Here is a 23,836-nt window from a genome sequence, read left to right as displayed (position 1 = left end):
CGGCTAGAACTCGGTCCCGATCACGTACCTGAGCTGCCCGGTCTTCAGGGAGAACACGTAAACCGCCGTCCACGTGGCGTAGAAGACGTCGCTCGCCGAGGTCGAGATCCCGCTCGAGACCTGCGACTTCTTGTGGACCTGCACGTCCCAGAGCCGCTTGCCGGTGCCGCCGTCGAAGCAGGTGAGGCGCGTGCCTTCCTTGGAGTCGTTCATGTCATAAGGGACGACCAGGAGCCCGCCCTCGTAAGCCGCCTCATCCGACCCCATCGCCTTCGTGGTGAGCGGATCGACGCCGGGCACCACGTCCTTCCAGAGGACCTTCTTCTTGTCCACCGCGGCGACCATCTCGACCTGGCTGCCCTTGCTGCGGCGGCCGAGCAGGAACCGCGGGCCGGGTCCGGTCGGGACGAGCGCGTTGTGCGCCGACATGCCCTCGATCTCGTGCAGGCTGGGCAGGCCGAGCTCGTCGAAATCAGACCAGCCGACGAGCTTGTAGCCGGGCGCCTCGTCCGCGTTCGAGCTCGGGACCGGCTTGCACGCCGCGTCCTTCGCGAGCTCGCGCCGCGCTCCGCTCGCCGGCTCCAGGCCGTGCTTCACGTCGTCGACCGTCTCGACGACGATCACGCCGTTGCCCTGGCAGACCCGCTTCGCCTTCTCGCCGAGCGACACCGACCACGATGGCTTTCCGGTGCGCAGATCGTAGGCCTGCGCCTTCCCCAGCCCGTCGATCGAGATCACCCGGTCAGAGACCACCGCGCGCCGCGCCTCGTGGCTGGTCGCGTCCTTGGTGAGGGCCGCGGTCTTCCAGATCGGCTTCCCGTCGCGGCCGTCGTAGGCCGCGATCCACTCTTCCCCGGCGGGGATGCTGCTCTTTCCGATCACGTCCGTCGCCCCGTCGCCGTTCACGTCGGCGAGCATGGGCCGGTCGCCGAAGTACGTGCGTGGTCCGCTGCCGAGCAGAGGCCGCGCGCCGGCCCCGGATGTCGCCGGCGCGCGCATCACGAGAAAGCCAGCCACGCCGCCGGCCACCATCATGGCGGTGACGGCGCCGAGCACGATGAAGGGCGCGACGCTGCTGGACGGCGGGGCGACCCGGACGACGTGCATGCCCTGCGGGATCGGCGCGGTGGTCGGCTTCCTGCCGCGATCGATCAGCGAGCGCGCGCCGCAGTACTGGCAGGTGACTGAATCCATCCCCGGCTGAACGGGCAGCGGGGCGCCGCATCGCGGGCATCGGGTATCGACGATCCGGGCCATCGTTCCACTCTACACGAGCTCCTCGCTGGGTTCGCAACACGTTCGTCGCGAGGGAGCCCGCTTCGCCGCGTCGTCCTTGCTCGCGCGCGTCGTCCTTGCTCCGCGCGCGTCGTCCGTGCTCGCGCGCGTCGTCCGTGCTCGCGCGCGTCGTCCGTGCTCGCGCGCGTCGCCCTTGCTCCCTCTACTTCCTCCTACTTCCTCTCTCGCGCGCTCCCACGCCCTCCCGTGGCCTCGCCGCGCTCGCTCGAGGGCGGCTGTTCCAGGAGGGCCGCCCGGGTGAGCCCCTTGCCCCCGAAGCGCTCGGCCACCTCGGCCACGACGCCCTCGAGGCGGCGGCGGCGCTCGGAGGCGACCGGGAACAGGCTCAGGGTCGGGCTGGCCGTCTGGCTGGTCAGGTCGCCCGCGGCGATGCCGACCAGCCGCACCGGCCGCGACAGGTCGAAGCGCGAGAGCAGCCCCTTCGCGCACGCGAAGATCGAGTCGGTGTCCCCGACCGGCTCGCCGAGCTTCGTCTGGCGCGTCCGCAGCGTGAAGTCCGAGTACTTGAGCTTCACCGAGACCGCGCGGCAGGACAGGCCCGCCTTGAGCAGGCGCCGCGCCACGCGGCCCGACAGCTCCAGCAGCCAGCGCTCGATCGGCGCCCTGCCGAGCAGGTCCTCCTCGACCGTCTCCTCCGCGCCGATCGACTCCGCCGCGCGGCCCGGCACCACCTCGCGCTCGTCGATGCCGGCGGCGAGGAGCCGCACGTGCTCGCCCCACGCGGGGCCGAGGAGCTCGTGCAGGCGCGGCGCCGGGCAGCGCGCGAGGTCGCCGATGGTCGCGAGCCCCGCGCCGTGGAGGCGCTCGGCCGCGCGCGGGCCCACGCCCCACATGCGCTCGAGCGGCAGCGGCGCGAGGAAGGCGCCGACGTCCCCGGGGACCACGACGAGCCCGTCCGGCTTCCGCAGGTCGCTCGCGATCTTCGCGGCGAACTTGCACGATGCGACCCCGGCCGAGGCCGTGAGCCCGATCTCGTCGCGGATCGCGCGCTTGATCCGTGCCGCGATCGCCTCGCCGTCGCCGAAGAGCGACCGGCTCGCGGTCACGTCGAGGAACGCCTCGTCGAGCGACAGCCCCTCCACGAGCGGCGTGAACCTCCGGAAGATCGCGAAGACCTGCGCGCTCACCTCGGCGTAGCGGGCGTGCCGCACCGGCACGACGACCGCCTGCGGGCAGCGGCGGATCGCCTCGGCCATCGGCATCGCCGAGCGGGCGCCGGAGGGGCGCGCCTCGTACGAGGCGGCCGCGACGACCCCGCGCCGCGAGGCCCCGCCCACGAGGACGGGGCGGCCCCGCAGCGACGGATCGTCGAGCTGCTCGACCGACGCGAAGAACGCGTCCATGTCGATGTGGAGGATCTGGCGCATCGCGGGAATGCGATCGCACTCCAGGATCGCGCCGGGATCAACCGAGACGGAGGCGCCGGCGTGCCGCCCGAGCGCTCTCGCCCGCGACCGCGCGCTTTCCTCGCGGGCTCGGGCGTCAGGCCGAGCTTGCCCGGGTGCGCGGGCGCGCGGTAGATGACGAGACGCATGGCAAAGCTGAAGCGGCTACGGATCGAGAGGTTCCGGGGCGTGGCGCCGGGGACGGAGCTCGTCTTCAACGACACGTTCAACGTGCTCCTCGGCCAGAATGGAACCGGGAAGACGACGCTGCTGAAGCTCATCGCGATGGCGCTGGCGTCGGACTTTGGAGCGCTGGAAGGAGAGGACTTCGCGCTGGAGTACGAGATAGAGTCGAACGATCTGAGCCTTGTTGTCTCAATTCGGAACGACCTGTCGGATGAATCCATGCCGGAGGCGCGCGTGGCTCGGGGTCGACAGCGAGACGGCTCCGGAGACGGCGCAAGCCAAGCCTGGTCCTACGAAGCCCGGGTCCGCTTCCATCGGCACGTGCCAGAGCACCACGTCGTAGTGACCCCGGTGAGAGCCGAGTGCTACATCGGCAACGCCCTCGTCCCCGACATGACGATTCCTGTATCTGCCCCCTTCCGATCGGGCTTCTTGCTGTGGGCGCTTGACGGGATCTTCGACGAGGCGCGGGGGAAGCTCGGCCCCGCATGGTTCATCGCCGCGCGCCAGGATGTCCTAGACAACGACGGACGCGGCAGGTTCGACGAAGCCTTGGGCTCGTTCGAAGCGATGACAGGAGAGCTCTCCGATCGAAAGTCCGGGGATTGCATCGAAAGCCCGCTGCTCAGCATCCTGAAGCACACCGACGGCCACCTGAGCGTCAGGATGTCGACGCGTACGCCTTCGGTGGTGGGTCACGCGCTCGAGCAGAGCCCCACGTCGCTCGACGCCAAGAGCCTTAGCATCCCGCATACCGAGCTACCCTTTCTCGGCGATGTGGTGGAGCTATTCCAGTGCTCTGGATCTGACTTGATGTTGCGCCTCAGCTCGAAGAAGATCACGAACCTTGGCGAAGAGCTACTGTATGCGGGATTCGCATTCACGTTCACCCTGGAAGACGGCTCCGTCATTACTCACAACGCGCTCAGCTATGGACAGAAACGGCTGCTCTCGTTCTTCCACTATCTCGCCGTGAGCGAGGACATCGTCGTCGCCGACGAGCTCGTGAACGGCCTGCACTACGACTGGATCGAGGCCTGCCTCAAGAGGCTCATCGACCGGCAGTCATTCCTGACGAGCCAGAATCCACTCCTGCTCGATTTCCTCCCTTTCGCCTCCGCCGAGGATGTACGGCGGTGCTTCATCCTCTGCCGCCGCGAGCGCCACGAAGGGCGCCCTCGAACGGTCTGGGCGAACATGGATGAACAAAGCGCAGAGGCCTTCTTCCGGGCGTACCGGACCGAAGCCCTCCAGGTCAGCGAGATCCTGAGGACGAAGGGCCTGTGGTGACCCGGGAGCAGCCCTGTCTGTCGATCCTGGTCCTCACCGAGGACAGCGCCGAGGGGAGCTGTGAGACGATCGCCGCGCTCGTGAAGAAGATGGTGCTGCTCGTGGATCCGGCGTGCCGCACCCACCTCATCACGTTCGAACCACAGGGTGCGAACGAGCGGCGCGCGATGCGCGGCAACTTGTGGAAGAGCCGGAAGCCGTTCGACCGACAGACGATCGTCCTCCTCGGTAGAGCGATCGCCGCGAAGCTCATCGAGGATCCGATCGGGTTCGTCGCCTTCCATGTGGACGGCGATCGCCGGTGGGCCGAGCGGGCGTCGAGTGAGAACGTCGCGAAGTTCGCCGAGTTCGTCAGCAACTACGTCGAGCCCGGCGTCCACAATGCGCTGCGACGTCAGCGTGACCGGGACGCGCTCACGATACCAGACGAGGAGATCGACCGGGCCACCGCGGCGGCCCTTGCGCGCCTGCTGCGCTTAACCCCCTTCCGCAGCATCGAGGCATGGCTCTATCAGAACACCGTCGAGGCGCGCAGGCTCTGCCAGATCGCATGTGGCCGGCATCTCGCGAAGATCGACGCGTGGGCAGCGGATCGCGGGGCAATAGACGAGTTAGAAGATCCCAAAGCGGAGCTCTGCCTGATCTCCGAGCATCACCCGGATCTGGCCCAGCACGCGTTTCCTGCGGACGAGGCCTTTCGCGTCAACAAGTCTTACGCTGCCGCAGTGATCGGGCTTCTGGACTGCGCTGACCTCTGCGCAGCGCTCGCCCACACGCATCTCTGAGCGGGGCTCGATCTTTAGCTCTAGCGGACCGGCGGCTTCAGGTCGTCCGGCAGCCTGCCGGCGGGCGGCCGCGGCAGCTCCGGGGGGCGCTCCAGCAGCGACCCCGGTGACGCCGCGTCAGCCCCGGCGTCGGTCTGTTCCCCCCCGTCGGTCTGGCCGCCCCCGTCGGGCCGGGGGCCACCGCCGGATGTACTGCTGTCCCCCGCGTCGTTCCCCGGTCCTGGATCGGCCGGGGGCGGGCGCGTGTCGTCGGTGCAGGCGCAAAGCGCGCAGGCGGCGATCAAGAGGAGCCACGCTCGCATCGTTCGGCTCCCTTGCTCAGTACTTGACCCAGATCTCGGTGCCCGGATGAATCGCCGTCAGCACCTCGGTATCCGGCTCCGTCATGATCAGACCCTGGGTGTTCGGATTGGGGCTGTAGGCCGCCTTCCCCGCCCAGACGATGAGCGCGTCCTGGAACACCGAGAAGTCGTGGACGTGCTCGTTCACTGTGTACTTGTTCCACCCGGGCGATCGCGGCGGCAGGACCGCCAGCGACGGCGCCGGGTTCGTGGCCGGGGTGCCCGCGTCCGCGTCGTGGCTCCCGTGCTCGCCCGAGGTATCCGCCCATTCGGCGATGGTCTCGGTGCCGTCCGGGGTGCGGCAGGTCTGGGTGGTGGGGAAATACAGCGTCTTGAACGGCGCGTCCGGGACCTTGAACCGCACGGTCAGCTTGTAATAGGTGGTGTCCGCCGGAAGCACCTCGGCGACGGGCTTGGTCCAGACGACGGCGGTGATGTTGCCCTCGGTGTCCTTCTCCACGACGGCCTTGCCAAACGTGCTGTCCAGCGGCCGCACCGACGTCACCCCGGCCGGGATCTGGACCTTCACCCGGTAGGTGTCCGCGCCGTCGCAGCCGTGGCCGACACCGAAGGTGGCCTCGTGCGTGGCGCCGGCAAACGCAGGGCCCGACACCGAGATGTGCGCGCGGGCGGCGGTCGCGGCGAACAACGAGCCTGCAACGATCAGGCAGCTCTGGAACACCCTCTTCATCTCAAGCACCTCCACCGGGGAATCTCGCGCACTCTAGTAGGGCCGCCATCCCGTGGAAATGCGACCTGTTGTCGCAGGCGCCCGCGACGCACCACGATCGGCGCTGGCTCAACCCCCCTTCAGCCGATAGCCCACACCGGGCTCGGTGATCAGGATCTGCGGCCGCGCGGGATCGCGCTCCAGCTTGTGCCGGAGCTGCGCCATGTAGACGCGCAGGTAGTGCGTCTGCCCCGCGTACGCGGGGCCCCACACCTCGCCGAGGAGCTGGCGATGGGTAAGGACCTTGCCGGCGTGCCGGATCAGCGTCGTGAGCAGCTTGTACTCGATCGGCGTCAGGTGGATCTCCTCGCCCGCCCGCGACACGACCCGGCGCGCGAGGTCGACCTCCACGTCCTGGACCGCGAAGCGGTGGCCCTCCGCGGTCGCCCCGCGCGCCGCGTGGGCGGCGTGGCGCAGCGCCACGCGCAGCCGCGCCAGGAGCTCGCCCGCGCTGAAGGGCTTCGTCAGGTAATCGTCCGCGCCGCCGTCGAGCGCGTCGATCTTGTCCTGCTCCTGACCCCGGGCCGACAGCACGATGATGGGGACGGCGCTCCACTCCCGGAGCCGCCGCGTCACCTCCAGACCCTCCATGTCAGGGAGCCCCAGATCGAGGAGCACGAGATCCGGATTCCGCGTCGTCGCCTGGGCGATCCCCTCGCCGCCCGTCTCCGCCTCCACCAGCCGGTAGCCGCGGGCCGCCAGCATCGCGCGGAGGAACCGCCGCATCTGCGGCTCGTCCTCGATCAGCAGCACGAGAGGAGAGACCTCCGACATGGCCCGGTCACGTTATCAAGCGCCCGCGCCCGCCGGCAGCTCCGGGCTCGCGAGGTCCGGCGGGCGGCCCTCGATAGGCAACGTCACGCGGAAGATCGCGCCCCCGTCAGGCCGGTTCTCCGCCGTGATCCGCCCGCCGTGCGCGGCCACGACACCGCGGCAGATCGTGAGGCCGAGGCCGAGCCCCTGGCGGCCGTTTCCTCGCCCCCGGAAGAACTTCTCGAAGATGACCTCCTCCTCACCGGGCGCGATGCCCTGGCCGCGATCCTTGATCTCCAGCACCGCCACGCTCCCCTCGATGAACCCCCGGATCGCGATCGGGCTGCCGGCGGGCGAGTACTTGAGCGCGTTCTCGAGCAGGTTGATGAGCACCTGCTCGATCAGCACGCCATCCATCGGGACGAGCCCAGTCGCCCGGCCGAGCTCGATCGAGACCTCCCGCCCCTCGAGGTGCTCCTCGACCCGGTTCAGCGCCGCCCCGACGACCTCCTCGAGCGGCAGCCACTCCTTCTTGACCGCGAGCGCCCCGGACTCCAGCCGCGTCATGTCAAGCAGGTTGCGCACGAGGCGCTCGAGCCGCTGCGCCTCCTCCAGCACCGTCTGCATCAGATCGCGGCGGGCCGCCGGGTCGAGCGCGTCCCCCTCGTCGAGCAGCGCGCCCGCGGCGCCGGTGATCGTGGCGAGCGGCGTGCGCAGATCGTGCGAGACGGAGCTCAGGAGGGCGTTGCGGAGCTCCTCCGCCTGCGCGTGGAGCCGGTCGCGCTGGGCTTGCCGCGCGAGCAGGGCGCGCTCCAGCGCGAGCGCCGTCTGCGTGGCGAAGGCGTCGAGCAGCTCTCGCCGGCTCAGGTCGAGGAGCGACGGCGGGCGCGGTCGGACGCTGAGCACGCCGATGGGCCCGGAGGAGCCCTGGAGCGGCAGGTGCATCGCGCCCGCGCTCGGGAGGGTGTCGGTCCCGGCGCCCGCGGCCTTGCCATGCGCGTACGCCCACTCCGCCACCGCCCGCTCCTGCTCGGTGGCGGCCAGATCCTCCGCCGTCCCGGCGCTGACAGCGAGGCGGCCCTCCGGGCCGGGCAGGAGGACGACCGCGTCGGCCTCGAAGACGTCGCGCACGTGGCGCGCGGCCGCCACGCTGAGCTTGTCGATCCCGCGCAGGGCGGCCAGCTCCCTGCTCATCGCGTAGAGCGCCGCGGTGCGCTGCTCGCGCTCGCCGGCGCTCTCGGCCTGGCGGCGGATGCGCGCGGTGAGGCTGGCGATGACGAGGCCGACCCCCAGCATGACGGCGAACGTGAGGAGGTACCGGAGATCGCCGACCGCCAGCGTCAGGTACGGCCTTACGAAGAAGAAATCGAACGCGGCGACGCCGAGCACCGACGCGAGCACCGAGGGCCCGGCGCCGAAGCGGCTCGCGACGAAGACGACCCCGAGCAGGTACACCATGATGAGGTTCGCCAGGTCGGAGAACGGGTGCATGAGCCACGCGGCGAGCGTGCAGAGCACCGCCACGCACGCGCTCCAGGCGTACGCCAGCGGCCTGGCCGGGCGCCGCTCCCGCGGCCCGGGCTCAGGCTGGCGAGCCTCCGCCGTCCCCTGGATGACGTACACGTCGATGTCGCCGCTCTGGCGCACGAGATCGTCGAGCAGCGAGCCGTAGACGAAGTCCTTCCATCGGGGGTGCGTCGGCTTGCCGACGACGATCTTGCTGACGTTGTGGCGCCTCGCGTACCGCAGGACCTCCCCGGCGACCTCCGCGCCGTGGAGCTGGACCGCGCTGGCGCCGAGGCGCTCGGCGAGCGCGAGGTTCCGGTCGACCCGCCCGCGATCGGCCTCGGAGAGCCGCGCCTGCGCCGGCGTCTGCACGTAGACCGCGTGCCACTCCGCCTTCAGGCTGCCGGCCATCCGCCGCGTCGCCCGGATCAGCCGCGCCGACATGGGGCTCGGCCCCACACAGACGACGATCCGCTCGGCGACGGCCCACGTCTCCTGGATCCCGTGGGCGCGCATGTAGCCGCGCATCTGGCCGTCCACGCGCTCGGCGGTGCGGCGCAGGGCGAGCTCGCGCAGGGCGATGAGGTTGCCCTTGCGGAAGAAGCTGCCCGCCGCCCGCTCGATCTGCTCCGAGAGGTAGACCTTGCCCTCGCGCAGCCGCTCGAGGAGGTCGTCCGGGGGCAGGTCGATGAGCTCGATCTCGTCGGCGCGCTCGATCATCGAGTCGGGCACCGTCTCCCGGACCACGACGCCGGTCACCTGGGCGACCACGTCGTTCAGGCTCTCGAGGTGCTGGACGTTGACGGTGGTGTGGACGTCGATCCCGGCGTCGAGGAGGTCGAGGACGTCCTGCCAGCGCTTCGGGTGCCGCAGCCCGGGCGCGTTCGTGTGCGCGAGCTCGTCGACGACGAGGAGCGCCGGCCGGCGCTTCAGCGCGGCCTCGAGGTCGAGATCGCGCAGCGTCCTGCCGCGGTGCTCGACCTCGATCGCCGGCAGGCGCGGCAGCGGCGGGTCCGCGTCGAGGAGCGCCTCCGTCTCGGCGCGCCCGTGCGTCTCGACCCACCCGACGACGACGTCGACCGCCTCCTCCCGGAGCGATCGCGCCGCCTTCAGCATAGCGTACGTCTTGCCGACGCCGGGCGCGGCGCCGAAGAAGATCTTGAGCTTGCCCTTCCGCTCGCGCTCCTCCTCCTCGCGGACCGCCGCGAGCAGCGCCTCGGGATCCGGCCGGTCGTCGCGCGCGTCCGCCACCGCTCGCGCCCTCCTCAGCGGGCGCCGTCGAGGGCGAGGTTCAGGAGGAGCACGTTCACGTGGGGCTCGCCGAGGAGCCCGAGCAGCCGCCCCTCGGTGTGCCGCGCGACGAGCCGGCGCACCTCGTCCTCGGGGAGGCCGCGCGCGCGCGCCACGCGCCGCACCTGGTACGCCGCCGCCGCGGGGCTGATGTGCGGATCGAGGCCGCTGCCGGACGCGGTCACGAGGTCGACCGGCACCGGCGCGGCGGCCTCCGGATCCGCGGCGCGGAGCGCGTCGATCCTGGCCTCGACCGCCTCGGCCAGGGCGGGGTTCGTGGGCCCGAGGTGGCTCCCGGCGGAGGCCTGCCCGGCGTAGGGCACGGGGCTCGTCGCCGAGGGGCGTCCCCGGAAATAGCGAGGGTCATCGAACGGCTGGCCGAGCAGGATCGAGCCGACCACGCGGCCGTCCTTCCGCAGGACGCTGCCGTTCGCCTGCCGGGGGAACGCGGCCTGCGCGATCGCGGTCGTGAGCAGCGGGTAGGCGAACCCCGTGACGCCGGTGAGGACGAGGAGCAGGACGAGGGCGGGTCGCAGGTGGGCGAGCATGGCGTTCTTTCCTTGGGTGCTCAAGCGAGGCCGAGGGCGGAGAGGAGGCCGAGGGAGGAGAGGAGGAGATCGATGACCTTGATCCCCACGAACGGCGCGAGGAGCCCGCCGAGGCCGTAGACGAGCAGGTTTCTGCGGAGCATCCGCTCCGCGCCGACGGACCGGTAACGGATGCCCCGGAGCGCGAGCGGGATGAGCGCGACGATGATCAGCGCGTTGAAGATGACCGCGGAGAGCACCGCGCTCCGCGGCGTGGCGAGCCCCATCACGTTGAGCCGCCCGAGCGCGGGGTACGTCGAGACGAACGCCGCCGGGATGATGGCGAAGTACTTGGCCACGTCGTTCGCCAGGCTGAAGGTCGTCAGCGCGCCGCGCGTCATCAGGAGCTGCTTGCCGATCTCGACGATCTCGATGAGCTTGGTCGGGTTCGAGTCGAGGTCCACCATGTTCCCGGCCTCCTTCGCGGCCTGGGTGCCCGTGTTCATGGCGACCGCGACGTCCGCCTGCGCCAGCGCGGGGGCGTCGTTCGTCCCGTCGCCGGTCATGGCGACGAGCCGGCCGCCCGCCTGGTACTCGCGGATCAGCGCCAGCTTGGCCTCGGGCGTGGCCTGCGCGAGGAAGTCGTCGACGCCGGCCTCGGCGGCGATGGCCGCGGCGGTGAGCGGGTTGTCGCCCGTGATCATCACCGTCTTGATCCCCATGCGCCGGAGGTCGCCGAAGCGCTCCTGGATGCCGCCCTTCACGATGTCCTTGAGGTGGATGACGCCGAGCACCGCGCCGCCCTCGGCGACCACGAGCGGCGTGCCGCCCTTCCTGGAGATGGCCTCCGTCACCGCGCGCACCGCGGCCGGGACCGAGCCTCCCTGGGCCTCGACGTGGGCCTCGATCGCGTCGAAGGCGCCCTTCCTGATCTCGCGCCCACCGTGGTCGACGCCGCTCATGCGGGTGTGCGCGGTGAAGGGGACGAAGCGGGCCCCGAGGGCCGAGAGGTCGCGCTCGCGCAGGCCGTGCTTCTCCTTCGCGAGCACGACGACGCTGCGCCCCTCGGGGGTCTCGTCGGCGAGCGACGCGAGCTGCGCGGCGTCGGCGAGCGCCCTCGCCTCGACCCCGTCCGCCGGGATGAGCTCCGTCGCCTGCCGGTTGCCGAGCGTGATCGTGCCGGTCTTGTCGAGCAGCAGCACGTCGACGTCGCCGGCGGCCTCGACGGCGCGGCCCGACGTGGCGATGACGTTCGCCTGGATCATCCGGTCCATGCCGGCGATGCCGATGGCCGAGAGCAGCCCGCCGATGGTGGTCGGGATCAGGCACACGAGCAGCGCCGTGAGCACGGTGATGCTGATCGCGGTCCCCTGCCCTGCCGCCCGGACGCTGTAGAGCGAGTACGGCAGCAGCGTCACCGTGGCGAGCAGGAACACGAGGGTCAGCGCGGCGAGCAGGATGTCGAGCGCGATCTCGTTCGGCGTCTTCTTGCGCTTCGCCCCCTCCACCATCGCGATCATGCGGTCGAGGAACGTCTCGCCGGGGTCCCTGGAGACGCGGACGATGAGCCAGTCGGACAGGACGCGCGTGCCGCCGGTGACGGCGCTCCGGTCGCCGCCGCTCTCCCGCACCACCGGGGCGCTCTCGCCGGTGATGGCGCTCTCGTCGACCGACGCGACCCCGACGAGGACGTCGCCGTCGCCGGGGATGATCGCGCCTGCCTCCACGAGCACGAGGTCTCCCCGCCGGAGGCTCGACGCCGGCGCGGTGGTCCGCGCGGCGTCGCGCTCCGGAGAGGCGAGCTTCACGGCCTCGACGTCGCGCCGCGCCTTGCGGAGCGTGTCCGCCTGCGCCTTGCCGCGCCCCTCGGCCACGGCCTCCGCGAAGTTCGCGAAGAGCACGGTGAACCAGAGCCAGAGAGAGATGGCGAGGGTGAACCCGGCCGGCTCCTCGCCCTGGCCGACGAGCGCGTGCACGGACAGGGACGTGGTGAGCGCGCTCCCGACGAGGACCACGAACATCACCGGGTTCTTGATCTGGTGGCGCGGGTCGAGCTTGCGGAAGGCCGCGACCGCCGCCGGCCGGAGGATCGCAGGGTCGAGGAGCGGCCTCGCTGCGGTCTTCTTCCCCTCGACGTCGCGGGACGGATGGCGCGGCCTCGGCGCCGGCGACAGCGCGGGCGGCGGGGAGGGGGCGGCCGCGCCGCGCCTTCCGATCGCCTCGGCGGTGGCGTGGAGGTTCATGGTCATCGCGTCATCTCCAGGTGCTCGACGATGGGCCCCAGCGCGAGCGCGGGGACGAACGTGAGCGCTCCGACGAGCAGCACGGTGCCTGTCAGGAGCGCGACGAAGAGGGGCGTGTGCGTGGGGAGCGTGCCCGGGCCGGCGGGGACGAGCTTCTTCTTCGCGAGCGAGCCCGCGAGCGCGAGCACGGGGACGATCACCGCGTAGCGGCCGATGAGCATCGCGACGCCCAGAGCGGTGTTGTAGAATGGGCTGTTCGCGCCGAGGCCGCCGAAGGCGCTGCCATTGTTGTTCGCGCCGGACGAGAACGCATAGAGCACCTCGCTGAACCCGTGCGGCCCGGGGTTGAAGACGCCCTTCTGCCCTCCCTCGGTCGTCACGGCGACGGCGGTGCCGACCAGGACCGTGATCGCCGGAAAGAGCACGACCAGGGACGCCATCTTCATCTCGAACGCCTCGATCTTCTTGCCGAGGTACTCCGGCGTGCGGCCCACCATCAGCCCGGCCACGAAGACGGCGATGACGACGAACATCAGCATCCCATAAAGGCCGGAGCCGACCCCGCCGAAGACCACCTCTCCGAGCTGCATCAGCCAGAGGGGAACGAGCCCGCCGAGGGGCGTGAAGGAGTCGTGCATCGCGTTCACCGAGCCGTTCGAGGCCGCCGTGGTCGCGGTCGCCCAGAGGGCGGAGCTGACGATGCCGAAGCGCGCCTCCTTCCCTTCCATGTTGCCGCCGGCCTGGAGCGCGCTCGCTGCTTGATCGACGCCCAGGCCGGAGAGCGCGGGGTTGCCCGCCTGCTCCGAGGCGACGCAGGCGACGAGGAGGACCGCGAAGATGGCCGTCATCGCGGCGAGCACGGCCCAGCCCTGGCGCCTGTCCCCGACCATCCGGCCGAACGTGTGGCAGAGCGCGGCGGGGATGAGCAGTATCGCGAGCATTTCGAGGAAGTTCGAGAGGGCCGTCGGGTTCTCGAACGGGTGCGCCGAGTTCACGTTGAAGAACCCGCCGCCGTTGGTCCCGAGCTGCTTGATCGCGATCTGCGAGGCCGCGGGCCCCATGGGGATCACCTGATGAACGACCGCATGGCCGCTCTGGTCCTTGACGGCCTGGAGCAGCGCCGCGCTCTGATGGCCGCCAAAGCCCTGCACGACCCCCTGCGACACGAGGAGGACGGCGAGCACGAGCGAGAGCGGCAGGAGCACGTACAGGGTGCTCCGGACGAGATCGACCCAGAAGCTCCCGACGGTGTCCGCGGTCTTCCGCGTGATGCCGCGGATCAGCGCGACGAGGACGGCCATTCCGGTCGCGGCGGAGACGAAGTTCTGCACGCCGAGCCCGGCCATCTGCGTCAGGTAGCTGAGCGTCGACTCGCCGCCGTACGCCTGCCAGTTCGTGTTGGAGGCGAAGCTCGCGGCGGTGTTGAACGCGAGATCGGGCGGGACGGCGGCCATGCCCTCGGGGTTCAGGGGGAGGACGCCTTGCAGCCGCTGGAGCGCATAGAGGATGAGGAGCCCGGCCAGGTTGAACGCGAGCACCGCGAAGGCGTAGTCCGTCCAGCGCATCTCCTGATCGGGGCGCACGCCCGCGGCCCGGTAGATGAGCCGCTCGACGGGCCCCAGGGCCGTGGCCATCAGGCCGCGCTCGCCCTGGTAGACCCGCGCCATGTAGCCGCCGAGCGGGACGGAGAGGCCGATGAGGACGGCCAGGTAAAGCGCTGGCTGAAGCGCGCTGCTGGCGATCATGAAAGGCTCTCCGGCTTGAGGAGGGCGAAGATCAGGTAAGCGAGGAGACCGAGGGCGAGGATACCCGAGATCCAGGTGAACGCGAGCATGGCGATCAGACCCTCTCACAGAGCTCGATGAGCCCTGCAAACAGCGAGAAACAGAGGACCGTCAGTCCCAGATAGACGATGTCCATGGCGACCTCATCGGGCGCTGCGGCGCCCACGGCGACCGAGCGGGGCTGAACGTAATCCAGCGCAGGTCAAGAGGCTGTCAAGCTGGGGAGGCGCGCCGTCAAGAAAGCATCAAGGCCGGCCAAGGGTCCGGACGGCTCGAGCGAGCCCCAGCGCGCGGGCTATCCGTGCCGGCGCGGCCGCAACCAGTCCCGGAGCAGGTAGGGCACGAGCAGCGCGGCGAGCGCGGCCAGCGTGGCCGCGCCCCCGAACGTCTCGCCGCGCGCGATCGCCTCGACGGTCGTGAGGGTGCAGGCGATCCAGGTGAGCAGGAAGACGGGGACGAGATCCGCGTCGATCCGGGTCTCATCCTCCGGGATCGGGGGGTCTCCTGCTGGCGCCCTGAAGGGAGCGGAGACCGCAGATGTGCTCGGCGACTTCATGGCGTGGATGGATGTGGATGGCCGTCCAACGGCGATACCGGCAAGATAACCCGCGCCTCGTCAAGATCCCCTCAAGGCGCGTCGCCCGTGCATCAGGATCGCGTATTCTTCCGCCCAGGCCCTCTCGGCCGCACCGCCGCGGCCTCGCAGCCTCGGGTGTGCAGGGCACGGCCGCGGTCAGCCGCCGTCGTGGGGTCCCGCGATCACCGGGCCTCGCGCGAGCAGATGGCTCCCTTCCATCAGCCACACGGCCATCTCGCTCGCGCCGTCGCGCTGCCAGATGACGTCCGACATGCTGTCGAAGTTGACGTCGCCCGCGGCGTGCGCCGACCAGCCTTCTCCGGACGGCCCCGGGATGCTCGGGCCCGGCGCGAGCAGCTCGGGACCGCGCATCAACCACACGGCCATCAGGCCCTTTTCTTCGTTGGTCCAGAGCACGTCCGCATTGCCGTCGGCGTTGAAGTCGTTCGCCCTGATGGCGATCCACCCCTCGCCGACCGGCCCCGGGATCACCGGCCCGGCTGCGAGCGGCTGGGTGCCGTTCATGAGCCATACGGACATCAGGTTCCGCTCGGCGTCGTTCCAGACCATGTCCGACATACCGTCAGCGTTGAAGTCGGCCACGCCGCCGACAGCCCAGCGGCCGCCGCTCGGGCCCGGGATGAACGGCCCCGGCGCGAGCAGATGGCTCCCGTCCATCGACCACACCGTGATCAGGTTCCGTTCAACGTGATTCCAGAGCACGTCCGATACGCCGTCGCCGTCGAAGTCGTTCGCCCTGGCCGTCCATCCCTGGCCGCTCGGCCCCGGGAGGATCGGCCCGGGAGCGAGCAGCAGGCCTCCGTGCATCAGCCAGACCGCCATCAGGTTCTGCCCTTCATGCCGCCAGATGACGTCCCCCAACCCGTCGAAATTGAAGTCGTTCGATCGGGCGATCCAGTCTCCGCCGGGCGGTCCGGGGATGAACGGCCCCTCCGCGAGCAGCAGGGGGCCATCCATGAACCAGACGGCCATCAGGCTCCGCTCGGCGTCGTTCCAGAGCACATCCGTCATGCCATCGAAGTTGAAGTCGAACGCCTGGACGACCTCCCACCCACCCCCGCTCGACCGCTGCGCCGCACCTCCGGAGGATGTCGGAGGCGCGGCGCAGCGGTCGAGCGGCTCGAGTCCACCGGCGCAGGCGCCCGCGGTGAGGTTCGCCTCGAGCGGCTCGAGCTCACCGGCGCAGGCGCCCGTGGTGAAGCCCGCAGCCACCCCAGCCAGAAATTTCACTGCCATCGCAGGTCTTCGCATGCTCGCCGCTCTCCAGCAGGAGGTATCAAATCAGCCGTCGTACGGCCCCAGGATCACCGGCCCTGGCGCGAGGAGGTGCGTGCCCTCCATGAGCCAGACCGCCGCCTGGTTCGTGCCGGTGGCGTACCAGAGCACATCCCCGAGCCCGTCGAAGCTGACATCGGTGCCTGGGCGCGCCTCCCAGCCCGGGCCGAGCGGCCCCGGGATCGCCGCCCCTGGCGCGAGCAGGTGCGTGCCCTCCATCAGCCACACGGCCATGAGGTTCTGTTCGGGGCTGTTCCAGAGCACGTCGCCCATGCTGTCAAAGTTGAAGTCCTCCGAGGTGACGATGCGCCAGCCCGGCCCGAGCGGCCCAGGGAGCACCGGCCCTGGCACGAGCAGCTCGGTGCCCTCCATCAGCCAGACCGCCATCAGGTTCTGTTCCACGTTGTTCCAGAACACGTCCCCCATGTTGTCGAAATTGACGTCCTGCGCGGTGGGCGCCGTCCACCCCTCGCCCACCGGCCCCGGGATGAACGGCCCCGGCGCGAGCAGGTGGCTCCCGTCCATCAGCCACACGGTGATCAGGTTCTGCTCCGGGTTGTTCCAGAGCACATCCGTCATGCCGTCGAGGTTGAAGTCGGTCACCGACTTCACCAGCCACCCGTCGCCGAGCGGCCCCGGGAGCACCGGTCCCGGCGCGAGCAGATGGCTCCCCTCCATCAGCCAGATCGTCATCAGGTTCTGCTCTGCGTTGAGCCAGAGCACGTCCGCCATGCCGTCGAAGTTGAAGTCGCCCGCGTTGACCGCCGCCCAGCCCTGGCCGATGGGGCCGGGCAGGAACGGCCCCGGCGCGAGGAGCTGGTCTCCCTCCATCAACCAGATCGCGATCAGGTTCTGCTCTGTGTCGTTCCAGAGGATATCCCCCATGCCGTCGAAGTTGAAGTCGTTGAGTCGGACGGCCTCCCACCCGTATTCGCTCGCCCTCGATGTCGCGACACCGAGGGAGGACGCCGGGGGCTCGACCGGCCGATCGTCGTCGTGCAGGTCGACACCGGGCGCGCACGCCTCCGTGGCGTGAGCCACGGCGGCGGCGCACAACGCGGCCCTCACAACCGAAGACCTCATCAGACTCGCCTCACTTGCGCCGCGCGCGGGCACGGATGTCGGTCCGGCAGCTCCGATCCGGCCTTGTGCTCGCCGCTCACGCGCCTGGCGGGGGCGGCAAGGGCCAGTCCATCGAAGCCATTGTTTGCGCCGGATCTCGGCGAGGCGACCACATACGAGCTTACCAGGCCATTCCCCGCTTCTTGCATCCAGGGTCGTCGCACGGAGGTTCTGTGCTGATCGAGCCCGGGGGCCCCCTGGTACCAGGGTGACCCCGGCGTCTCGTGAAACGGCTCATGGTCTCTGGTCGTCTGGCTCGCCGAGGCAAGGTCTCGCGGGGCGCCGAGGGGATCGACCCACCGGAGCCGGGCGTTCTTCGAGCCCGGGCGGCCGTGCCGTGCGCTGTTCCGACTGCAACCTGGGGAGCGTAGATGTTTGTACCCGACCTGAGGATCACGCTCTGTACGGCAATGGTGCTCGCTCCGTCCCTCGCCTGCGTGGGCCCGCGGGAGGCGCCCGAGGCCGCAGGCAGCGGCGGCACGCGCGTCGTCGTCGGCGAGGCCCGCGGGCGCCTCTGTTTCGGCCAGATGATCGCGAATGTGGTCGTCTTCCCGGAGACGTACCACTGGGAAGATCCCGCCCATCTGCTCAGCGTGGCGGAGGGGTTCGGCCCGCGGATCCTCGACGTGGCCGTATCGGCGAGCGTCGATTCTTCGGTGGACATCACGGGCACCGTCTCGGGCACCTTCGAGCCACCGAGCCCCCAGCCCTCTTCGGGCACGGCGGGCGGACCTGGCATGTTCGGCATACCAGGCTTGTTCGGTCTACCGGGTGTGCCGGTGTTCGGCGTACCGGGCACGCCGGGCGCACCGGCCACGCCGGGCGCACCGGCCACGCCGGGCTCCCGCTCGCCCACGGGCGACCCGCCCTTCTGGGGCACGCCGGGCAACCGCGCTCCCCCGCGCTATCCGCCCTTCTGGGGCATGCCGGGCAACGGCGCCCCGAGCGAACAGCCACCCTGGGGCACGCCGGGCAACGGCGCCCCGAGCGAACAGCCCCCGTGGGGCACGCCGGGCAACGGCGCCGCCCCGAGCGCGCAGCCCGCATCGAGCAACCCGGGATCGGGCCTGCTGGGCGGCTGCATCCCCTCGAGCGCAGACATCTCCGAGGCGGTGGGATTCAACGTGAGCGAGGGCATCACGCTCGAGGCCAGAACGTCCTACTTCGTCCCTACGGCTGCCTACGCGCGCGTCTCGGCGTACCCGGTATTCCAGAAGATCACCTGGGATATCGTCAACCTCGGCGGTTGGAGCCTTGGAGCCGGCCCGGGGGGCGTCGTCGTGGGCAGCGGCGTCGTGCTCAAGCCGGTCGGGGTCTACTTCGCGACGTACCGCGCCTATGACCTCGCCGCGATGGGCGGGGGCGTCGTCAGCCCGGGCCCGATCCTGGACCCCCCGGGCGGCGCAGGCGGCGGCGCGGGCGCGGGCGGCGCAGGCGGCGGCGCGGGCGCGGGTGGCGCAGGCAGCGGCCAGGGCGCGGGTGGCGCAGGCAGCGGCCAGGGCGCGGGCGGCGCAGGCAGCGGCCAGGGCGCGGGTGGCGCAGGCGGTCAGGGCCCTGCAGATGGCGCGGGAGCCACCGGCGGAGGCTGGTGGATCGGCGGGACGGGCGGCGGCGGCTCTGGCGGCGGCCCGTGAGGCTCCCCCTCCGGCAGATCGGCGCGCCTCGACGGCGGGCCCGCTTCGTGGCGCCGCCGGCCCTCGGGCGTCCGATCAGGGGGTGACCGGATCGATCGGAGGAATCGACTCGCACGGTGTCTGGCCGAGGACGCTGACGTCGGCGCCCCGCACGGCGATGCCCACGCAGCGTACGTGGGCATAACGCCCTGGCCCCACGCTCCGCCCGATCGTGACCTTGTAGCGCGCGGTGTAGCCGCGCCCGGGGAGCGGCATGGCTTCCTCGATCTTCATCACGTCCATGTGATATCGCCAGCCCACGAACTCCACGATGCGCTGGAGACGATCGAAGCCGAAGGTCTGCCCATCTCCGAACACGATCCCCTCTGGATCCAGCAGGTAGTCGTGCTGCTCGTTGTTGTCCCAGTACTCGCGCCCGGCGACGACAACCTGGATCGCGAACCGCGCCGGCTCCGCGTGGTCGGCAGGATAGATGATCCCGGAGAACACCCACCGCTCGGGGGAGCCCCACGGCGGGGCGGACTCGTACCTCGCCGGGACAACGCGCCAGATGCCGGCCGCGTCCCGGTAATGGACGAGCACCTGCTTCTCGGGGGCGATGTTCTGGACGAGCACGACGCCGGAGACCTCCGACACCGCGGGATCGCCGACGCGCTTGCGCGTCGCATGTTCAAGGCGCACGACGTCGTTCGTACGTGTCATGACGGCCGCGCAGCACTCATCGGGCCGGATGCGGTGGGCACCGCCGGCACACGCGCCCATGTGTCGAGTCCACACCGCGAGCGCGGCGTCGTGCATCTGCGGGTCTGCCGCGGCGCGCAGCGCCACCGGCAGCAGCGGCTTGTTGGGCGGGAGACAGAGAAAGAGAGAGTACACAAGGAGGCGGGGAGGCGGGGAGGAGAGAGAGAGAGTGCAGACAAGGGGGGGAGGCGAGAGATGGGGACCCTCGTTCGAGCTCGCTCGGGGCCGGCTGCCTCCAGGTCGCTCGTTATTGCAGGGCGGGTGCCGGGGACGTCACCTGGCTCGCCCGGTTTCGCATCGACGACGACCACTCCGGCACCACCAGCCGCCCCGCGTCGGTCGATCCAACCCGAAGCAGCCGGCGCTGAGACTTCTGGTTCGAACGACTGATCCCGGCTCTCGCCTCCCCGGTAGAGTAGCCCCCGGACCCGTCGGTCCGGGGGCCCTCGCCAGATCCGGACAAGGAGATTTCCACCATCCGGCTCTTCCGCCGAGAGGGCTCAGGGAGACGTCCAGAGCTGGACGCGGATCAGCGGCCTGGGCAGCGGGAAACCCCGCAGCAGCTCTTGAAACCGCTTCCAGTTCAGGTGCGCACGCTGGCTCCGCCGGCATAGCCACTTGTGCCATGCCCGTTCGGCCGCATGGATCAGGAGCGCGATGCTCCGCAGGTTTCCATTGACGCCGAAGTAGTTGCGGTGCCCGACGATGCGCCGCGTGAGCGCGGCGTGCTGCTCCTTGACCGGCAGATGCCGATGGCGTCGGCAAAAGTCGGCGACGGCCGTGATGGCCCGTCGGAGGCGCGCCTTGCGTGTCTTCATGCTCGGCATCCATCGGCCCGATCGGCTCCGCCGCCAGTAGTGCGTGAAGCCGAGGAAGTCGAAGGTCGCCGGACCCTCGCTCCCAGGTCCCCGGTTGTCCGGGCGCCCGAAGGGCAGAAGGCGGGTCTTGTCCGGGTGCAGCTTCAGTCCGTACCGCTCGAAGCGCTGCGGTAGCACCTCCATCACCCGCTTCGCGTCGTCCTCCCTCTCAAAGCCGATGACGAAGTCATCGGCGTAGCGGATCAGGGTAGCCTTGCCCACGAGCCGCGGTTGGACGTCGCGCTCGATCCACAGGTCGAGCACGTGGTGAAGGTAGACGTTGCCCAGCAGTGGCGACAGGACCGAGCCCTGCACCGTCCCATCCTCCGGCGCGGAAAATTCCGCACCGTCGAGGACCCCTACATGCAAGCACTTGCCAACCAGCCGCAGCAGCGACTTGTCGGCGACCCGGGCCTGGAGCATCTCCATCAGCTTCGTGCGGTCGATGCTGTCGAAGAAGGACTCGATGTCCGCCTCCAGGATCCATTCCACCCCGCTCAGCAGCATCCGGTTCAGGGCGCGCAGCGCGTCGTGCGCGCTGCGACCGGGCCGAAACCCGTACGAGACGTCTCGGAAGACCGGCTCGTAGACGACCTCCAGCACTTCCCGCACCGCGGCCTGGACGATCTTGTCCTCGGTGCACGAGATGCCGATCGGTCGCGTTTTGCCCCGTTCCTTCGGGATGTACACCCGCCGGATGGGCTGGTGCCGGTAGCGCATCGACTTCATCCGCGCGTGCAGATCGCCGACGTTGCGCTCCAGATCCTGCCCGTACTGCTCCATCGTGATGCCATCCACGCCCACCGCGGCCTCCTTGCGAAGGCCGCGGTACGCTCGCTGCAGCGCTTCCTCGTCGATGAGGTGCGCCAGCGCGAGGAGGACCCCTTCCGGGTCTCGCTCCGCTCTTTCCCTTACCTTCAACAGTCCCGGTGACATGGTGTTCGCCGTCGTGGCAGCGCTCATGGTTCCCTCCTGAAGTTCCTCTCGACACGGGTCCCCTTTGCTTGACGGGCTCCGGTGCCCTCCGTTCGCCCGCGTCGTCGCTCGTATGGGACCCTCCGACTCCCTCGTCTCCTTCGGCTTCGGCTCCGGTTCCCCTTGCTGTGGGCCTACCGCGAGGCGGATGCGCATTTCCTTGCGGAGCCCGCTGGGCTCGGCTGCGAGACACGGGCATCCGCTGCGTGTCTCGCCCCGGGGACGGATCACCGGCTCCCCGTCGTACCGGCGTTTCTCGTGGAGAGACGAGGGCCTCCCAGGTGCCTGGGCCATCCTCTTGCTGCGCGCCGCAACCAGCTACCCCGCCGGGTGCGTCCCCCTCCCGCCCTTGCGAGGTAGGACGCTGTTGCCTTCAGGCGGGAGAACACCCTGGGCACCCGGAAAGTGGAGGATTTCGTGGCTGGCACGTTGCGGCTCGCTCGCTCGCCTGCCTACGCATCGCCGAGCCCCTCACGGGGTCCGTCGCAAGGCTGACTTCCGGCTGGTCGGGCGTGACCTTGACCGGACGGGATTCGCACCCGCTGGACAGCGAAACCCGATTTCAGAAGCTACCGCTCACTCCTTTCCCTCGGGGACCAGCCTTGCCTGGTCGCACCCTCCCCGCCTCCCTGTGAATCTCTCCCTCTCCGCCCGACTCGTTCTTCCTTCTTGTGCCTCCGGTCGCAACGACGTCGCCGTCCCGGTTCCGGCCCAGCCGGACGATCTCGTCCTTCGCGCCCGCGGCTCAGCGCGCCGTCCGCGCGACCTCGTCCGCCGCGCGCGCCCGCTCCTCCGCCGCCTGCGCCAGCGGCCCGGTCAGCAGCGCCTGCGCCTCGCGGAAGCGCGCGGCCACGTCGGACCAGTAGCGCGCGTCGGCGCCCTGCGGGGCGGCGATCTGCTTGATCAGCGCCGCGTCGTACGCCGCGATTCCCGCGTACGGCGAGGCGGGCTTCGCGCGGGCCACCCAGTCGAGCGCCGCGACGTCGCCGAGGCCGAGCCCCGCGAGCGGCGCCCGCCGCATCATCAGCGCCGCGTCCTCGGGGCCGTTGCGCAGGCCGAGCGCCAGCGCGAGCAGCGTCGTCGCCTCCGGGGAGCGCGGCGTGCCCTCGGGCCACGCGGTGAGCAGCGCGGTCGCCTGATCGAAGTCCACGGCCCGCCAGTACAGCCGGCCGAGCTCGATCCGCGCCCTCGCGTAGAGCAGCCGCGCCTCGGGCGAGAGCTGCTGGGCGGTGCGCAGGGCCGCGCGGTGCTGCAGCGGGACGCCCCGGCCGAGCAGGACGCGCAGGAGCTCCGGCCGCGCCGCCGCGTCGGCCGGGAGCAGGCGGCCCGCGTAGTACGTCGGCAGCCTGGCCGCGAGCCGCTCGGCGCCCGACGCGGGCGCCGGCGCCTCCGGGAGCGGCGGCAGCTCCAGCGCGTCGAGCGCGTCGACGCGCCGGCCGCCGTAGAGGCGGGAGAGCATCGCGCGCGCGCCGTCGACGCGCGAGTCGCGGAGCACGCCGACCGACGAGAGCTCGCGCAGGCCGACGAGCGCGGCGTCGCGGCCGCGGGTCTTCCAGGGCTCCAGCAGCTGGTCGAGCTCGGCGTAGTAGACGTTGCTGAGCTCCGCGTCCTTCCGCATGGCGTCGGGCAGCGGCGCCGACCGGACCGCCTCGACGAGCCGCATGTCGGCCCGCCCGGACTCCACGGCGACGATGCCCTTCGCGTAGAACGGCAGCTCGACCCCGAGCCGCCCGAGGTCCTCGATCGCCCGGGCCTGATCGGTCACCCACGTGAACAGCGGCCCCTTGGTGAACGCGAGCACGCGCTGCTGATCGTAGGGCGGCCGCAGCGCGGGCGGCTCGGTCGCCGTGCGCGCGAGGCGGGCGGAGAGCGTGAGGCCGAGCAGCACCTGGTAGAGGTCGCCCTTGAGCGTCGCGGGCGGCGCCTCGAGGAACGGCGCGGCGATCGCGTCGCCGCACGCGACGGGCGCGAGCTCGGCCCGGAGCGCGCGCGCGAGGCCAGCCTCCAGGCCCGTACAGGTCTCGACGCCCGCGAGCCGCGCGTCGCGCTTCGCGGCGTCGTCCTCGGCGAGCGCGGCGTCGAGCGCGTCGAGGGCGCCCTGCGCGTCGCCGCAGGCCCGCGTGGGCGCGACGGGCGCGCGCCGCGCGAAGGCCTCGCAGGCCGCCGGCGGGGCGGGCACGCCGGCCGGCGCCGGGGGGACCAGCGCGGATTTCGGGTTGAAGGGGGTCTGCTTGAGGAGCGGCAGCCACTCGTCCTTGAGCGTCCCGCGGACGGCGAACGCCTCTTCCTCGGGGAGCGGGGCCGGCGGCGGGGTCGCCGCGCGAGCGTCGCCCGGCGCGGCCGGCGCGTTCGGCGCGGGCGGAGGAGCCGCGGCGCAAGCCGCGAGGGAGAGCCCCATCGCGGCGGCGAGGGCGGTGAAGATCGAGCGGGGGATCGAGCGCATCACGTCTCCTTGGACACGGGCGACCCGCAAAGGTTTCGCGGCGGCCGGTGGGCGGCCGTCGGTACCCGGGCGGGG

At 71.0% G+C, this 23,836-nt stretch carries 19 protein-coding genes; 3 read left to right on the top strand and 16 right to left on the bottom strand.

Translation table 11 applies throughout. The features are described 5' to 3' along the window. Nucleotides 1-3: 3 nt before the first annotated feature. On the bottom strand, nucleotides 4-1,194 hold the full coding sequence (locus tag WME85_RS09795) for an outer membrane protein assembly factor BamB family protein (RefSeq protein ID WP_437837327.1): 1,191 nt from the start codon (nucleotides 1,192-1,194) through the stop codon (nucleotides 4-6). 254 nt (nucleotides 1,195-1,448) lie between these two features. Then, entirely contained in the window at nucleotides 1,449-2,663 is a 1,215-nt protein-coding gene (locus WME85_RS09790) for a DNA polymerase IV (RefSeq protein WP_437837326.1), read from the bottom strand. 165 nt (nucleotides 2,664-2,828) lie between these two features. On the opposite strand from WME85_RS09790, the gene WME85_RS09785 reads away from it, so the two are divergent. Further along, nucleotides 2,829-4,157, top strand: a complete 1,329-nt coding sequence (locus tag WME85_RS09785) for an AAA family ATPase (protein WP_437837325.1) — start codon at nucleotides 2,829-2,831, stop codon at nucleotides 4,155-4,157. Then, entirely contained in the window at nucleotides 4,151-4,942 is a 792-nt protein-coding gene (locus tag WME85_RS09780; RefSeq protein WP_437837324.1) for a hypothetical protein, read from the top strand. Before WME85_RS09785 ends, WME85_RS09780 begins: the two co-directional genes overlap by 7 nt. 20 nt (nucleotides 4,943-4,962) lie before the next feature. Here the strand turns inward: WME85_RS09780 and WME85_RS09775 are convergent, their stop codons facing one another. The 11 genes from WME85_RS09775 to WME85_RS09725 all read right to left on the bottom strand — a co-directional run bounded on the left by WME85_RS09775 (nucleotide 4,963) and on the right by WME85_RS09725 (nucleotide 17,072). Continuing rightward, the gene (locus WME85_RS09775) at nucleotides 4,963-5,244 is read right to left on the bottom strand and encodes a hypothetical protein (RefSeq protein WP_437837323.1); all 282 of its coding nucleotides are present in this window, start codon (nucleotides 5,242-5,244) and stop codon (nucleotides 4,963-4,965) included. Between the two features lie 16 nt (nucleotides 5,245-5,260). Continuing rightward, nucleotides 5,261-5,974 carry a YcnI family copper-binding membrane protein gene (locus WME85_RS09770; protein ID WP_437837322.1) on the bottom strand — a complete coding sequence of 238 codons (714 nt, stop codon included), beginning with the start codon at nucleotides 5,972-5,974 and terminating at the stop codon, nucleotides 5,261-5,263. Between the two features lie 108 nt (nucleotides 5,975-6,082). Beyond that, entirely contained in the window at nucleotides 6,083-6,787 is a 705-nt protein-coding gene (locus WME85_RS09765; RefSeq protein ID WP_437837321.1) for a response regulator, read from the bottom strand. A 15-nt stretch (nucleotides 6,788-6,802) separates the two neighbouring features. Further along, nucleotides 6,803-9,523 carry a DUF4118 domain-containing protein gene (locus WME85_RS09760; RefSeq protein ID WP_437837320.1) on the bottom strand — a complete coding sequence of 907 codons (2,721 nt, stop codon included), beginning with the start codon at nucleotides 9,521-9,523 and terminating at the stop codon, nucleotides 6,803-6,805. Nucleotides 9,524-9,537: 14 nt separating this feature from the next. After that, nucleotides 9,538-10,110, bottom strand: a complete 573-nt coding sequence (gene kdpC / locus WME85_RS09755; RefSeq protein WP_437837319.1) for a potassium-transporting ATPase subunit KdpC — start codon at nucleotides 10,108-10,110, stop codon at nucleotides 9,538-9,540. Between the two features lie 20 nt (nucleotides 10,111-10,130). Then, the gene (kdpB, locus tag WME85_RS09750) at nucleotides 10,131-12,338 is read right to left on the bottom strand and encodes a potassium-transporting ATPase subunit KdpB (RefSeq protein WP_437837318.1); all 2,208 of its coding nucleotides are present in this window, start codon (nucleotides 12,336-12,338) and stop codon (nucleotides 10,131-10,133) included. Next, complete coding sequence (kdpA, locus tag WME85_RS09745) at nucleotides 12,335-14,077, bottom strand: potassium-transporting ATPase subunit KdpA (RefSeq protein WP_437837317.1); 1,743 nt, start codon at nucleotides 14,075-14,077, stop codon at nucleotides 12,335-12,337. The genes kdpB and kdpA overlap by 4 nt, the downstream gene beginning before the upstream one ends. Then, a complete protein-coding gene (gene kdpF / locus WME85_RS09740; protein ID WP_437837316.1) occupies nucleotides 14,074-14,166 on the bottom strand; it encodes a K(+)-transporting ATPase subunit F in 93 nt (30 codons plus the stop codon). The genes kdpA and kdpF overlap by 4 nt, the downstream gene beginning before the upstream one ends. Before the next feature lie 245 nt (nucleotides 14,167-14,411). Next, nucleotides 14,412-14,672, bottom strand: coding sequence for a hypothetical protein (locus WME85_RS09735; RefSeq protein ID WP_437837315.1), 261 nt, complete (start codon nucleotides 14,670-14,672; stop codon nucleotides 14,412-14,414). Between the two features lie 177 nt (nucleotides 14,673-14,849). Continuing rightward, nucleotides 14,850-15,950, bottom strand: coding sequence for an FG-GAP repeat domain-containing protein (locus WME85_RS09730; protein WP_437837314.1), 1,101 nt, complete (start codon nucleotides 15,948-15,950; stop codon nucleotides 14,850-14,852). Nucleotides 15,951-15,995: 45 nt separating this feature from the next. Further along, entirely contained in the window at nucleotides 15,996-17,072 is a 1,077-nt protein-coding gene (locus WME85_RS09725; protein ID WP_437837313.1) for an FG-GAP repeat domain-containing protein, read from the bottom strand. Nucleotides 17,073-17,482: 410 nt separating this feature from the next. Between WME85_RS09725 and WME85_RS09720 the strand changes: the two genes are divergently transcribed. Then, complete coding sequence (locus WME85_RS09720) at nucleotides 17,483-18,745, top strand: hypothetical protein (protein WP_437837312.1); 1,263 nt, start codon at nucleotides 17,483-17,485, stop codon at nucleotides 18,743-18,745. A gap of 75 nt (nucleotides 18,746-18,820) precedes the next feature. Here the strand turns inward: WME85_RS09720 and WME85_RS09715 are convergent, their stop codons facing one another. The 3 genes from WME85_RS09715 to WME85_RS09705 all read right to left on the bottom strand — a co-directional run bounded on the left by WME85_RS09715 (nucleotide 18,821) and on the right by WME85_RS09705 (nucleotide 23,761). Continuing rightward, nucleotides 18,821-19,426 (bottom strand): hypothetical protein, encoded by a 606-nt coding sequence (locus WME85_RS09715; protein WP_437837311.1) that lies wholly within the window; start codon nucleotides 19,424-19,426, stop codon nucleotides 18,821-18,823. Nucleotides 19,427-19,986: 560 nt separating this feature from the next. Continuing rightward, on the bottom strand, nucleotides 19,987-21,306 hold the full coding sequence (ltrA, locus tag WME85_RS09710) for a group II intron reverse transcriptase/maturase (protein WP_437829171.1): 1,320 nt from the start codon (nucleotides 21,304-21,306) through the stop codon (nucleotides 19,987-19,989). A gap of 757 nt (nucleotides 21,307-22,063) precedes the next feature. Further along, complete coding sequence (locus tag WME85_RS09705) at nucleotides 22,064-23,761, bottom strand: hypothetical protein (RefSeq protein ID WP_437837310.1); 1,698 nt, start codon at nucleotides 23,759-23,761, stop codon at nucleotides 22,064-22,066. Nucleotides 23,762-23,836 lie beyond the last annotated feature (75 nt).

It is taken from the genome of Sorangium sp. So ce1153, from assembly GCF_051521595.1.
Classification (GTDB): Bacteria; Myxococcota_A; Polyangia; order Polyangiales; family Polyangiaceae; genus Sorangium.
The sequence above is the reverse complement of the archived record's forward strand: the minus strand, read 5'-3'. Positions and strand labels throughout refer to the sequence as shown.